Origin of the sequence: Streptomyces sp. SID5464 (assembly GCF_009862985.1) — a bacterium.
In the GTDB taxonomy this organism is placed as follows: domain Bacteria; phylum Actinomycetota; class Actinomycetes; order Streptomycetales; family Streptomycetaceae; genus Streptomyces; species Streptomyces chartreusis_D.
In genome coordinates this window covers 24777-38945 of the sequence record NZ_WWIQ01000046.1, presented here as the reverse complement: position 1 = coordinate 38945, position 14169 = coordinate 24777, and the positions used below count along the sequence as shown (strand labels likewise).

11 protein-coding genes are annotated in these 14169 nt (G+C 70.1%); 4 read left to right on the top strand and 7 right to left on the bottom strand.

Annotated features, from left to right (window positions below):
- The first annotated feature begins 18 nt into the window (after positions 1-18).
- Positions 19-1641, top strand: a complete 1623-nt coding sequence (locus tag GTY47_RS22495; protein WP_010047335.1) for a thiamine pyrophosphate-dependent enzyme — start codon at positions 19-21, stop codon at positions 1639-1641.
- 71 nt (positions 1642-1712) lie between these two features.
- Entirely contained in the window at positions 1713-2888 is a 1176-nt protein-coding gene (locus GTY47_RS22490) for a pyridoxal phosphate-dependent aminotransferase (protein WP_010047333.1), read from the top strand.
- Positions 2889-2962: 74 nt separating this feature from the next.
- On the opposite strand, the gene GTY47_RS22485 is transcribed toward GTY47_RS22490, so the two are convergent.
- The 7 genes from GTY47_RS22485 to GTY47_RS22455 form a co-directional block, all read right to left on the bottom strand.
- Positions 2963-4351 carry an amidohydrolase family protein gene (locus GTY47_RS22485; protein ID WP_010047331.1) on the bottom strand — a complete coding sequence of 463 codons (1389 nt, stop codon included), beginning with the start codon at positions 4349-4351 and terminating at the stop codon, positions 2963-2965.
- A 2-nt stretch (positions 4352-4353) separates the two neighbouring features.
- Positions 4354-5655: a serine hydroxymethyltransferase gene (locus GTY47_RS22480; protein ID WP_010047330.1), complete on the bottom strand. Its 1302-nt coding sequence runs from the start codon at positions 5653-5655 to the stop codon at positions 4354-4356.
- A 96-nt stretch (positions 5656-5751) separates the two neighbouring features.
- On the bottom strand, positions 5752-6705 hold the full coding sequence (locus tag GTY47_RS22475; protein ID WP_050810332.1) for an aldo/keto reductase: 954 nt from the start codon (positions 6703-6705) through the stop codon (positions 5752-5754).
- A 117-nt stretch (positions 6706-6822) separates the two neighbouring features.
- Entirely contained in the window at positions 6823-8010 is a 1188-nt protein-coding gene (locus tag GTY47_RS22470) for an acyl-CoA dehydrogenase family protein (protein ID WP_010047326.1), read from the bottom strand.
- An 18-nt stretch (positions 8011-8028) separates the two neighbouring features.
- Positions 8029-8688 (bottom strand): hypothetical protein, encoded by a 660-nt coding sequence (locus tag GTY47_RS22465; RefSeq protein ID WP_010047324.1) that lies wholly within the window; start codon positions 8686-8688, stop codon positions 8029-8031.
- Positions 8689-8730: 42 nt separating this feature from the next.
- The gene (locus GTY47_RS22460) at positions 8731-9525 is read right to left on the bottom strand and encodes a PIG-L deacetylase family protein (RefSeq protein ID WP_078602973.1); all 795 of its coding nucleotides are present in this window, start codon (positions 9523-9525) and stop codon (positions 8731-8733) included.
- Between the two features lie 415 nt (positions 9526-9940).
- A complete protein-coding gene (locus GTY47_RS22455) occupies positions 9941-11179 on the bottom strand; it encodes a pyridoxal phosphate-dependent aminotransferase (RefSeq protein ID WP_029181695.1) in 1239 nt (412 codons plus the stop codon).
- 536 nt (positions 11180-11715) lie between these two features.
- Between GTY47_RS22455 and GTY47_RS22450 the strand changes: the two genes are divergently transcribed.
- Entirely contained in the window at positions 11716-12594 is an 879-nt protein-coding gene (locus GTY47_RS22450) for a hypothetical protein (protein WP_010047319.1), read from the top strand.
- Positions 12595-12729: 135 nt separating this feature from the next.
- On the top strand, positions 12730-14127 hold the full coding sequence (locus tag GTY47_RS22445) for an aldehyde dehydrogenase family protein (protein WP_010047317.1): 1398 nt from the start codon (positions 12730-12732) through the stop codon (positions 14125-14127).
- Positions 14128-14169: the final 42 nt, after the last annotated feature.

Below are 14169 nucleotides of genomic sequence, written 5' to 3'. Positions count from 1 at the left end.
ACGCAGGGAAGGTGGAACATGGCGCATGCGCCGGCCGCGGCGACCGTCGCGGAACACATGGCCGCACAGCTCGTGGCCGAGGGCGTGGAGGTGGTCTTCACCGTTCCCGGTGAACAGATCGACCCACTGATGGGCGCCATCGCCAGGACGGACATCCGCATCGTGCCCGCCCGGCACGAGCAGGCCGCCGCTTTCATGGCCTACGGCTACGCCCGGTCGACCGGGCGGATCGGCGTGCACGCCGTCATCTCGGGGCCCGGCGTGCTGCATTCGACCGCCGGCCTCGCCCTGGGTTACTCGGGCGACGCCCGCATGCTCTGCCTCGCCGGTCAGATCCCGACGAAAGCGCTCGGGCGCGGCTTCGGCGTCCCGCACGAGATCCCGGACCAGCTCGGGGTCCTCAAGGCGGTCACCGGATGGGCGGGCCGGGTGGAGACGCCCGAGTCGGTGACCAGCGTCCTCGGCGCGGCCTTCCACCGCCTGCGCACCGGGCGCCCCCGGCCCGTGGCCGTCGAGGTACCGGCCGATGTGCTGTCCGCTCCCGTCACCGCACCCGACACCTGGACGGATCCGGAGTCCGACCGGTCGCCCGATCCGGGTGCCGTCGAGGCCGCGCTGCAACTGCTGGAGTCCGCCCGGGCGCCGATGGTGTTCGTGGGCAGCGGGGCGCGGGGCTGCCCCGCTGAGATCACCCGGCTCGCCGAGCGCCTCCGAGCACCCGTCACCTCCGAGCTGGGCGGTCGTGGCATCGTGAGCGACGACCACGACCTCTCGATCGCGTACCCGGCCGCGCACCGGCTGTGGCCCCGGGCGGACGTCGTCCTCGCCATCGGCACACGCTTCATGCGGCCGCAGGTCGAATGGGGACTCGACGACCGGGTGAAGGTGATACGGGTCGACCTCGACGCCGAGGAGATCGAGCGGGTGGCGCCGCCCGAGGTCGCCCTCGTCGCCGACGCGGCCGAGACGGTGCGGGCCCTGCTGGACGGGCTCGGCGACCTCGACGACCGGGAAGCGTGGCTGGCCGAGGTGAAGGAGGCCCAGCGTGGCGTCGAGGCCGATCTCGCCCGGCTGGTGCCGCAGGTCGATTTCCTCCGGGCGATGCGCGGTGCCCTCCCCCGGGACGGCTTCTTCGTGGACGAGCTGACGCAGGTCGGCTACACCGCGCGGGTGGCGTTCCCGGTGTACCGGCCCTCCACCTATGTGCCGGCCACCTATCAGGGCGGACTGGGGTTCGGCTTCGCCACCGCCCTCGGGGTCCAGGTGGCGCACCCGGGGCGGCCGGTGCTGTCGGTCTCCGGTGACGGCGGCTTCCTCTACACGGCGACGGAACTGGCCACCGCCGTTCAGCACGACATCCCCGTGGTCGCGGTGGTGTTCAACGACAACTGCTACGCGAACATCGCCCGGTCCCAGCGGAGTCTGCTCGGCATGACCGTGGCGACCGACCTGCACAATCCCGACTTCGTGGCGCTCGCCGAGTCCTTCGGCGCGCGCGGGGTCCTGGCCGACGGCCCCGGCGAACTGGCGGCCGCGATCGAGGACGCTTTCCGGCGGGCCGACGGGCCGACGGTGATCGAGGTGCCCGTGGGAGAGATGCCCAGCCCGTGGTCGCTGATCCGTCTGCCCCGCGTCAGGTGACGCCGTCCCGCCCCTCCCCCACCGCCGACCGCCCTCGCACCACACGGTCCGTCACCAAGGAGAAAGCCTTCATGGTTCACGCTCAGCAGCAGAGCACCCTGGCCTTCCGCGAGGCGCTGCGGCACATGCGCACCCAGCGGATCGTCGAGGTGAACCGCGTCTGCCGCGACTACCCGGACGCGATCAGCCTCTGTTTCGGGGAGTCGGATCTCCCCACACCGGCCGTCGTGCGGCAGGCCGCCGCGTCGGCGATGGAGGCGGGCAAGACGCTCTACGCGGACCGCCGCGGCATCGCCCCGCTGCGCTCGGCGATCCAGGCGTACCACAAGCGCACGCACGGCCTCGACCTCGACTCGGAGCGGATCAGCGCGACGTCGTCGGGCATGACGTCCATCATGATCGCCCTCCAGTGCCTGGTCGAGCCCGGTGACAACGTGGTGGTCGTGGCGCCGGTCTGGCCGAACGTGCCGATCGCCGTGGAGTCCATGGGCGCCACCGTCCGTTTCGTCGGGCTGGACGCCTCGCCCGAGGGGTGGTCCCTGGACCTCTCCAGGGTCGACGACGCCTGCGACGACCGCACCCGCGCCGTGTTCGTCGCCTCGCCCGGCAACCCCACGGGCTGGACCCTGACGTCGGCCGAGCAGCGCGCCCTGCTCGACCTCGCCCGGCGGCGGGGCACCTGGGTCATCGCCGACGAGGTCTACAACCGCATCGTGTACGACGGTTCCGTCGCCACCCCGTCGTTCCTGGAGGTGGCGCACGACGACGACGCGCTGTTCGTCGTGCAGTCCTTCTCCAAGACGTGGTCGATGACGGGCTGGCGCCTAGGCTGGCTGGTGCACCCGGCCGCGCTCGCCCACCAGGTGGGCAACCTCAGCGCCATCAACAGCACCGGCTCCGCGACCTTCGTGCAGCACGCCGGTGTCGCAGCGATCCACGAGGGAGAGCCGTTCGTCGAGGAGATGCGGGCCCGCTGCGCCCTGGGCCGCGACCTCGTCATGGACGCGCTCAAGGGCAACGACCGGTTCCGGGTTCCGCACGTGCCGGCGGCGTTCTACTCGTTCTTCCGGATCGACGGGGTCGACGACGACCTGGAGTACGCCAAGCAACTCGTGGCCCGGGCCGGCGTCGGGCTGGCTCCGGGAACGGCCTTCGGCCCCGGCTACGAGGGGTACTTCCGGATCTGTTTCGCCCAGTCGCCCGAGCGCCTGAGCAAGGCCCTCGACCGGCTCGTCGCCGCCGTGTGATCCGAAGAGGCGCCGGTGGCCACGAGGGATTCCCCCCCGGTGGCCACCGGCGCCTTTGTGTGTCCTGGTCCGGATCAGCCGGTCGACGTGGGCTTCCTGCGCAGGTGGTGCGGGCTGCACGGCACCTCGTCGCCCAGGTCCGGTGCCGACAGCACAGGTCCGCCGACGACGTCCGCGGCGAGGGCGTCGAGATCCAGCACCTGTCCGCCGAGCACCACCGCCGACCTGCTCCGCAGCGCCTCGATGTCCGCCAGCGGGTCGGCGTCGACCAGCAGGAGGTCGGCCTGCTTGCCCACTTCGACGGTGCCGCGCTCGTCGGCGAAGCCCCACGCCGCCGCGGCGTCGCTGGTGGCCATGCGCAGGGCTCGCGCGGGGGCGAGACCGGCCTGCGTGTACAGCGCCAGCTCGCGCAGCAGGGAGTCGCCGGGGAAGGTGTACCAGGTGCCCGCGTCCGAGCCGGCCACGACCGTGACCCCGCTGTCCACCATCTGCCCGAGCACCTTCAGCGACTGCTCGAACGCCTCGCGGTAGAGCGGGAGCTGACCGTTCTTCTCGTACAGGCTGTGCCGCGTCCTGACGTAGCGGTCGACCACCTCGGGGGGCGAGTCCGGGGGCAGCGCGATGCGCCATCGCTCCAGCGACCGGGACTCGTAGGAGGCCAGCGTCGGGATCACCATGATGCCGCGGTCGACGAGCTGGGGTATCAGGCCGTCGGGTACGTCGTCGACGATGCCGTGGCCGATGATGTCGGCGCCGACCTCGACGGCGTCCGCGGCGTGCTGCCCGGAGGCGACGTGGACGGCCGCGCGGAAGCCGCGCGCGTGTGCCGACGCGACGAGTTCGCCCAGCATCTCCTTGGTCAGGTTGGGCAGGGTGCCGAACACGTCGTCGTAGACGATCTTGACGAAGTCGGGCCGGACCGCCGTGATGCGGTCCATCTCCCGGACGACGTCCTCCTCCGTGACGACGGCGGACGCGGCGTCGCCGACGGAGCAGTCGCAGAAGCCGCCCGGGGCGTTGAGGCAGCCGTAGGAGGTGAGCATGCGCGGGCCGAGGAAGCGGCCCGCGTTCACGTCGTCACGCACGGTCTCCGCGGAGGAGCCGGGGAAGTCGCCGCCGGCCGTGAAGAAGTCGACCACGCTCGTCACGCCGTGCAGCAGGAACTGCTTGAGCGTGCGGGTGAAGTCGGGCCGTACGTCGAGGAATCCGTTGAAGGCGATGTGCACGTGCGAGTCGATGAGGCCGGGCACGAGGTACTTGCCCCGCCCGTCGAGGCGGCGGGCCGTGGGACTCTCGGGTGCGGCGGACGGCTCGTGGGGCGTCACGGCGGCGATGATCCCGGCGCCGTCGACCCGGACGTCGAGTCCGTGCCGGACCGATCCGGCCACGACGTCGACGACGGAGACGTCCTCGACGACCAGCTCCGCTGCCGTCGGGTTCGGTTCCCTCAGGTTCGGTTCCATGATCAGACCAGGTCCTCCGTGTCGGCGCACATCCACGCGTCGTCGTCCGGCCGGTGGAGTTCCCGGCGGATCTCCGCCGCTCTCAGGCGGACCTTGTCCACCGCCGGCGGGCCGTCCCGCAGCACCCGCACGACGAGTTCCGCGACCTCCGCCATCCCGGTGGGGGTCATGCCGAGCGAGGTGACGGCCGCCGTCCCCAGGCGCAGTCCGCTCGGCGTGCGCGGCGGGTTCGGGTCGTGGGGGATCTGGTTGCCGTTGGAGAGAATGCCCGCCGACGCCAGCAGCCGTGCGGCCGCGTCGCCGGTGAGTCCGAGCGGCCTCACGTCGACCAGGCAGGCGTGGTTGTCCGTGCCGCCGGTGACCAGGTCCAGGCCCAGGAAGGCCAGTTCACCGGCGAGCACCCGGCTGTTCTCCACGACCTGCCGGGAGTAGGCGCGGAACCCGTCGGTGAGGGCCTCCCCGAGCGCCGTGGCGATGCCGGCCAGGACCCGGACGTTCGTACCGCCCTGGCAGACCGGGTAGACGGCCCGGTCGACGGCCTTGGCGTAACGCTTCTTCGTCAGGATCAGGCCGGCGCGCGGCCCGCGCAGCGTCTTGTACGTGGCGGCGGTCATGATGTCGGCGTGCGGTGCGGGGCTGGGGATCGCGCCACCGGCGATGAGTCCGGCGGACTGTGAGACGTCCGCGACGAGGACCGCGCCCACGGCATCGGCTATGGAGCGCAGTGCCGCGTAGTCCCACAGCCGCGGGTAGGAGGTGTCGCCGCAGAAGATGGCGCGCGGGCGCTCCTCGCGAGCGGCGGCCTCGATGGCGTCGTAGTCGAGTTCACCGGTGTCCGCCGCCACTTCGTAGGGGACGACGCGGAACATCCGGCCGATGAGGTGCAGCGAGCCACCGGTCGTGTAGTGGCCGCCTGCGGCGGTTTCCAGGCCCAGCAGGGTGTCACCGGGTTCGAGTACCGCGACGGCCGCGGCGAGGTTCGCCATGGTGCCCCGGTACGGCTGCACATTGGCGTGCTCGGTGCCGAACAGGCGGCGGGCCCGCTCGGTCGCCAGCCGTTCCAGTCCGTCGGCGGCCTCCTGGCCCTCGTGGTACCTGCGCCCGGGGTATCCCTCGCAGTGGATCGATTCCAGCGCCGGGTGCATGGCCGCGCTGACGGCCGGGCTGAGATGGTTGGCGGCCGCGATCAGGTTGACGGTGGTGGCCTGGCGTGCCAGTTCGGCCTCGATGAGCCGGGCCGTTGCGGCGTCGGCACAGGTGCGCTCGGTGAGCGCCTGGCCGATCGCTACAAGTTGCTCCCCCATTGATGTGAACTCCTTATGCAGGTATGCGCGGTCATTCCGTCCGTGGGTGCCGGACGGCGTGCCGGTGTGAATGCGCTCGCTCGACTGACCTGTGCGTCAGACGGACGAGTCGTGGCCGAGGGGGACCGCGCGGCCGAGTATCCGGTCGATGTCCCGGAGTTCCGCGGGTGTGAGCGCGCCGTGCGCCAGCGCCCCGGCATTCTCCTCGACCTGCGCCGCGGTGCGGAAGCCGGGGACGGGCAGGCAGTGCGGCGCCCGTGCCCAGAGCCAGGCGAGGGCCCCCTGGACCAGGGTGCGTCCGCCGGAGGTCAGGACCTCGCGCACCGCGTCGCGGCGCCGGAGCCACTGCGGGTCGGGACGGCCGTCCGAGAAGTACACGAGCCATTCGGGCTCGTCGCCCCGTACGTCCTCGCGGCTCAGGCGCGTGTCCGCGGTGTACTTCGGGCTCAGCAGCCCCATGGCCAGCGGCCCCCGGCAGATGCTCGTCCAGCCCCGGCGCCCGGTCAGCGCGAGCATCTCCGGTGCGTCCCTGAGGACGTTCACCTCGTGCTGTACGGCGGCGAAGTGGGGCCCGGCCAGTGCCGGCGGCAGGGCCGGGTCGTCGGTGCTCCATCCGTAGGCGCGGATGCCGCCCTCGGCGACCAGGTCCTCCAGCACGCCGGTGAGGTCCTCGGCCTGCCGGGGGCTCACCTGGCCGATGTGCAGTTGGTACAGGTCGACGTGGTCGGTGCCGAGCCGGCGCAGCGACGCCTCGAGTGCCCGGCGGACATAGCCGGGCGTGGTGTCCCGGCCGACGATCTGACGGGTCGTCTCGTCGAAGACGTTGCCCCACTTCGTGGCGATCAGCACCTCGTCCCGGTGCCCGGCCAGGGCCTTGCCGAGGACGCGTTCGCCGTGCCCGGCGCCGTAGACGTCCGCGGTGTCGAAGAACGTCACGCCCAGGTCGAGGGCGCGGCGGATGGCCGCCGCGGACTCCTCGTCGTCGACCGAGCCCCAGCCGAAGGGCTTGTCACCGGACCAGAAGGGGCCGCCGACGGCCCAGCAGCCCATGCCCAGACGTGCGGCCGGGGGCGCGGCGAGCAGATGGTGTTCCACCTGTGTTGTTCACCTTCCTGGGATCTGGGCCGGTCCGGTCCGCCGTCCGGCGCCGGGACCGGCTCCGCCGCGTCAGAAGTAGCCGTTGCCGGGCAGCGGGGTCTTGTTCACCAGCAGGTCGCCGATGGCGATCGCCTTGTACGAGGTGGGGTTGTGCAGCGTGAGGGTGCGGATGTTGCGCCAGTGGCGGTCGAGGTTCTTGGACCGGCTGGCCGACGAGGCGCCCCCGACGTCGAAGATCGCCGCGGCGGCGGTGAGTCCCACCTGGTCGGCGTGCACCTTGACCTGGGCCGCCGACAGGGAGGCCCGGGCGAACAGCTCGGGGTCCGGGTCGCCGCGGCGTTCGCTGTCGTAGGCCGCGTCGATGTCCGCGGCTGCCGCGCGTACCGCCGTCTCCACGGTGTAGGCGGTCGCCGAGAGCTGCCCGATGGTGGCGAGCAGCACCGGGTCCTGTGCGGGGACCGGCGCCGGAGCGTGGTCGAAGGTGCGGGTACGGCTGGTGAGCAGGTCGCGTGCGTCGGTGACGACCGACCGCAGGATGCCGGCGATGAGCGCCTGGAGGTAGAGCTGCATCAGCGGGACGTCGGAGGCGATCCGGGGCTGGTCCCGGTCGCTCACCTGGACGAAGTCGTCCTCGGTGACGGTGACGTCGGTGAACCGGGTCGTCCCGGTCCCGGTGCGGTGCTGGCCGATGCCGTCCCAGTCGTCCTGGACCTCGATGCCCGTCCGGTCCAGCGGCAGGTTGATCCTCGCGACCCGTCGGTCGTCGAGGTGGGCGACGACCATCACCCAGTCGGAGAAGGCCGTGCCGGTGCTGTAGTACTTGGCGCCGGAGAGCTTCCACCCGTTGCCCGAGGGGGTCAGTGTCGTCGCGTACTGGGCCGTGCCCAGCGCGCCGTCCCGCTCGCTGGTGGCGTTCCCGAACACCTTTCCGGTGAGGATCTCCTTGGCCCAGCGGTCGCGCACGGGACCCGGCGGGAGCCGTCTGAGCATCTGCGGCTGGAGGTAGTGGGAGCGCAGGATGTGCGCGACGATCGGATCGGCCTCGGCGAGGTCCATCACGAACGCCATGAGGTCGACGACGCCGCCCCCGGGACCCCCCAGGGACTCGTCCAGCGTCAGCGTGGTCAGGCCGCTCTTGCGGACCATGTCCACCTGGTCGTGCGGGTCGGTGCCGTGGCGCTCCCGCTCGGCCGCTCCGGCGGAGATGGTGGCGATCAGTTCGTCCCGGTTCTGCAGGACGGACGCCAGATCGGTCATGGGTACCCCTTCTAGCGGTTACTGGGCGGGCCGGGCGAGGCGCTCGTACATCACCTGGGCCATCGCGAAGTCGTCCTCGTCGTCGATGTCGACCAGGCGGTTGCGGGCGTGGAACCAGTACGGGCGCGCGCCGATCGGGCCCAGGGTCACGGCGGTGGACCGGCGGAGCAGGGAGAAGGTGAAGCCGAGTTCGTAGCGGACCGGGAGCTGCTGGGACGGGGTGTGCCAGGGGCCGAACCCGAATCCCATCGGCCGGTGGTCGGTGTCCAGGAGGTAGGCCCGGAAGGGATAGACGACGACCAGGGCGTCGTGCTCCTCGCGGACGTCCTCCCAGGTCTTCAGGCAGGCGCCGATGTCGTCGAACATGGGGTCGGTGACATGGCACCAGGCGATGTCGTCGTCGCCCGGCACCTGCCGGCAGACCTCGTTCACCACATGGGCGTAGGGCGTCTCGTTCAGAGCCAGATGAGGTTCGCGCGGCAGGAAGTTGATGCCCAGACGGTCGGTGTGCTCGGCGACCGCCGGATCCTCACTGCTGGCGTAGATGTCCTCGGGGGGCAGGTGGCGCAGGAGCTGTCCGACCTTGATGTCGAACAGGGACCGGCCCTCGTGGAAGGCCCGGAAGTTCTTCCCCGGGACTCTGGAGGAGGAGTTCTTCGCAGGGATGACCGCCTTCAACGGCGACTCCTTACCTGTTGCCAGATGTACAGGTGCCGCTTCTCACGGCCGCGGCGCGACCTGCGGACCGGGCGCGGCGTGGGACCCGGTCACGATGCGCTTGAAGGCCTCGGCACGGGCGCAGCCCGCCGCCGTCCCGTTGGTGCGCATACGGTCGGTCACCCAGGCGAGGTCCGCGCGCGGGTCCGCCGACGCGGCGAACTGGCTTCGGTGGCAGAGGATCGCCTCGACCTTGCGCTGGGCGTGCGTGCCGACGTCGACGAAGAGATCGGTGTGTTCGTGTCCCGGCACCCACACCTCGTCGACCACGTGCGGTGCCAGGCCCTCGGCGAGCAGCTCGGGATACGCCCGCGGATTGCGCGCGTCGGGATAGACGGCGCTCAGCGCGGCCTCGCCCGCCGCGAGGTGGTCGGGGTGCGACGCGCCGATCGGGAAGACCAGCGAGCGCAGGGGCTGGTGGGTCAGCACCAGTTCGGGACGGTGCCGCCGGATCTCCCGGGTCAGTGCCCTGCGCAGTGCGATGTCGTTGGTGAGGCTGCCGTCCCGGAATCCGAGGAAAACCACCTCGTCCACGCCCAGGTGTTTGGCTGCGGCGCGTTGTTCTGTATACCGCGTCTCCGTCAATTGTGCGTCCGGAACTTCCGGATCCTCGCCGCCTTGCGATCCGTCCGTGCACACGATGTAGGTGATGCCGACGCCCTCGGACGCAAGCCGGCTCACCGTCGCTCCGAAACTGTACTCGGCGTCATCGGGATGCGCGGCGATTACCGCGGCCCGGGAAAAGGACCTGGGTAAGGGACCTAATATCTCTTCATCTTTCGGCGGCTCAGCGAGCATGCCCCAACCGTACAGGGCCATGTCAAGTGTGATCGCGTTGTCCCACCAAGAGATATTGCACGGCATGTCGAGTTGGCCCGATTCGTCAGACCGCCTGAATTCGGCGAGATCTCGCGTTGTGAGGCCGAATGTTTTCGGATAACGCCGTGGATCGCGCGGGCAGCACGCTGTGGGTGAGCGGCCGGGTCGGCGAGGGGGAAGCCGGGGCACTGACAGGCAGGGGGCCGAGCCGACGGGGCCCGAAACCGGACGGACTTCACCTACCTGTCCGAGCAACTTCACCGTCGGCGCGAGGGGTTGGAGGGCTCAGCGAAAACGCCACTGGGAGACCGCGCGGCGGCGGTCTCCCAGTGGCGTCAGGGGCGGCTTTCCCGGGGGTGAAGTCGCGCGGGCCCGCAGTGAGTTGCGGGACGTGTCAATCCTTGGCCTCTGCGAGGAGGGCGCCCAGGCGGGAGATGCCCTCGACCAGGTCTTCGTCGCCCAGCGCGTAGGACAGCCGCAGGTAGCCCGGGGTGCCGAAGGCCTCTCCCGGTACGACGGCGACCTCTGCCTCGTCGAGAACCAGCTCTGCCAGTTCGACGGTGTTCTGCGGGCGCCTGCCGCGGATGTCCTTGCCGAGCAGGGCCTTGACGGAGGGGTAGGCGTAGAAGGCGCCCTCCGGTGTGGGGCACACGACACCGTCGATGGCGTTGAGCATCCCTACGATCGTCCGGCGGCGGCGGTCGAAGGCGGCCCTCATGTCCCTCACGGCCGTCAGGTCCCCGGAGACCGCGGTGAGGGCGGCGGCCTGGGCGACGTTCGACACGTTGGAGGTGGCGTGCGACTGCAGGTTGGTCGCGGCCTTGATCACGTCCGTGGGGCCGATGAGCCACCCGACGCGCCATCCGGTCATGGCATAGGTCTTGGCGACACCGTTGACGACGATGCACCTGTCGCGGAGTTCGGGCACCACGACGGGCAGCGAATGGAACTCCGCGTCGCCGTAGACGAGGTGCTCGTAGATCTCGTCGGTGAGCACCCACAGGCCGTGTTCCGCGGCCCAGCGGCCGATCGCCTCGACCTGCTCGCGGGAGTAGACGGCGCCGGTCGGGTTGGATGGGGAGACGAACAGCAGCACCTTCGTGCGCTCCGTACGAGCGGCTTCCAGCTGCTCCACGGAAACCCGGTACCCGGTGCTCTCGTCGGCCACGACGTCCACCGGTACGCCCCCCGCGAGCCGGATCGACTCCGGGTAGGTCGTCCAGTAGGGCGCGGGGACGATGACTTCGTCACCGGGGTCGAGGAGCGTGGCGAAGGCCTCGTAGATCGCCTGCTTGCCACCGTTGGTGACCAGGATCTGGGACGACTCCACTTCGTAGCCGGAATCGCGCAGCGTCTTCGCCGCGATGGCGCTCTTCAGCGCGGGCAGGCCGCCGGAGGGGGTGTACCGGTGGTTCCGGGGGTCGTGGCAGGCCTCCGCGGCGGACTCCACGATGTACTGGGGGGTGGGGAAGTCGGGTTCGCCGGCACCAAAGACGATCACCGGGCGTCCGGCGGCCTTGAGGCCCTTGGCCTTGGCGTCGATCGACAACGTCATCGACTCGGCTATCGCGGACACCCTGGCGGACACTCGGGTGTCAAAGGAGGTGGCCAGGGGGGCGTGATCAGTGTTCATGCGGGCCATCATGCACCACGGCTTCGAGCACGAAGAGGCAGTCGCCGAGCCGGCCACAAGGGGGTGCGGCCATCAGGCGACAAGAAGGTAGATGCCTGAGATTGCGGACTCCTGTGGGGCTACCCCCGTCCAGGCCGCGATGTCCATGTACACCCGTATTCTCCTGACTCTCCGTGAACCGCGCCGAGGGAAAAACATTCTTGAATGGTTATCAGGGCTCGTGTATGGTTCAGAGAGTTGCACAGACCGCTTGCTTCGGGGGATAAGCGCGCTGCACATCCGGCGAATCATTTCGCCAATTTCTCGGACCCCGGGCCTGCTTTGGGCGACGCGTGTGAATCCGTCTTACTTCGGGGAACCGCAATGGTGCGGGCCCGCTACCCTTCCGGCGCACAACCATCGTGCAGGACACTGTTTTGGTGCCGCACGTCCCCTGTGTTGTGTTCGTCCACGGTGGCGGAATCCATTAGAAATCCTGAGTCCCCGGAGTGGATTCCGCCGACTACATCAAGACGAACAACAGGTGGGATACAGCGATGAGCAGCACCAGTGCCGCGGCTACCTTAGACGCCGAATCGATCAAGCCCGTCACCGGTTGGAGCGGCGACGCCGACTACTTCGTGGTGAGGGAGCACCAGGCCTTCGAGCCGGAGGCCGTTCTCGACGTGCTGCGCGGCAAGGTAGCCGGTGTCATCTTCCGCGGCATGGTCAAGCCCGAGGACTGTGCTGAGCTGGCGAACCGGTTCTGGAACAACCCGAACCGTCAGACCCGTGGGGTCGAAGCTCCCGGTTACTACATGGGCGCGTACACCTGGCAGAAGCCGACGGCCCAGTACCTGGACGAGACGGAGCAGATCGCAGCCGCGCTCGACGAGTACCTGGACGTACCGAACAACCCGTTGGACACGTTCTACGGCGGTCTCGCCGACGCGTTGGCGAAGGAGGGCGGGACCGTGCGGCTGGCGCAGCACGAGGGCCGCCAGGGGTGCAGGGCCCTGCTGCGCTCGTGGCACGGCCAGGGGGAGTACGCGCTCGCCCCGCACGACGACAACTCGCAGCTGACGCAGCCCGGCCAGGTCGACTTCGAGATCCAGAAGGTCGGCAACCGACCCACCGGCGCGCTGAACATCTGCCTGGAGAACGGCAACGGCGGCCGCCTCGCCTACTGGAACATCCAGGCGGACGTGACGAGCAAGACGGCCCTCGGGGTGGAGCACACCGGCTCCCCGTATCCGATGGCGTCGCTCGAAGGGATCGAGATGAAGTGGGTCGAGGTGAACGCCGGCGACGTGTACGTCTTCAACGGCAACCATGTGCACGCGGTGGAGCCGAACACCGATCCCTCGCTCCGGCGCACCACGCTGGCGGGAATGATGGGCTTCATCGACGACCGGACCGTCGTCACCTGGACGTGATCGTGCCGGTGTGATCGTGCCCGCCGAGGTTCTGGCGCCCCGTCCCGCGTCTGTCGGCGCCAGGCCTCACGGGCCGTTCTGAAGACGTCCACGACACGTATCGCGTAGAGAACTTGCCTGAGGTGCTGCAAGACCGTGAACAGGGACTTAGGACAGACCCTAGACATCGAGAACCCGCGGACCGGGGAGACGCTCGGTGAGGTCGTCCTGCTGCCGGAGCGGAAGATCTCGACCGTCGCCTGGACGGCCGAGGATGCCTTCCGCGTGTGGCGCGGCGTACCGGTCGGCGAACGGTGCGCACGGGTGCTGGAGATGGCCGGGCTCCTTGAGCAGCAAGCTCCCCGGCTCGCCCGAGAGTTCAGCCGTGAGCACGGCAAGACAGCCGCGGAGGCCGAAGCCGAACTGGCCCGGTCCGTGGAGACGTTGCGCTGGAGCGCTCACGCGGCGGTCCGTGTCACCGGCGCCACCCCCCTCTCGGAGCGGGCGGGAGCAGAGCGCACCGTAGAGGTCGACCCGGTCGGCCCGGTGCTCGCCATCGTGTCGTGGAACTTCCCGGCCGTCGTTCTCGCCCGGAAACTGGGGCCTGCTCTGGCGATGGGATGTTCTGTCGTCATCAAGGCGCCGGAGGAGACTCCGCAGGTGATCGCCGCCTTCGCCCGGGCAGCTGCCGACGCCGGGCTTCCTCCGGGCACGGTTCAAGTGGTGCATGCCTCTGCCGAAGTGACGCAAAAGCTGGTCGGCAGGCCGGAGTTCAGGTTGGTGAGTTTCACCGGCTCGACGAAGGTCGGCAAGGCCATCGCCCACACAGCCGCCGCCACGCTGACCCAGTGCGTTCTCGAACTGGGCGGGCACGCGCCGGTCATCGTCACCGCCGATGCCGACCTGGACCGGGCAGTCGCCCTGCTGTCCCAGGCCAAGTTCAGTTCGGCCGGACAGAGTTGCGCTGCCCCCAGCAGGTTCCTCATCGACCGGAGTGTGCACGACGAGTTCGTGGAGAAATTCGTGCGCGCGGCACCGCTGTGCGACGACGAGCGGTCGGCTCACGGCGGCTCGGGAACGATGGGCCCGTTGAACAACGCACGACGCCGGGACTCCGTTCACGCACTCGTCCAGGACGCGGTCGAGCAGGGTGCCCGGATCCGGACGGGGGGCCGACTGCCCGACACTCCGGGTTACTACTACCCCGCCACTGTCCTGACCGACGTGCCACCACAGGCGCGCATCCTGAGGGAGGAGCCGTTCGGGCCTGTCGCGCCGGTCGTGGCCTTCGACAGTGCCGAGGAGGCCGTGGCCATGGCGAATGCCACCGACTTCGCGCTCTCCGCCTATGTCTTCGGTGAGACCAGCCGTGCCACCGCTCTCGCCCGTCGCCTCGACGCGGGCAGTGTGTCCGTCAACTGCGTGGGCGGAGCGGCTCCCGATGCGCCGCTCGGCGGCCGGGCCGCCAGCGGCTACGGCTACGAGGGTGGTGACGAGGGTCTGCTGGCCTTCGGCCGGCTGAAGGTCCTCCAGCGCGCCACCCCGACTCGGTGACGCGGGACGTGCCTTCCCCCTCCAGATCCCATTGCCTTGTGT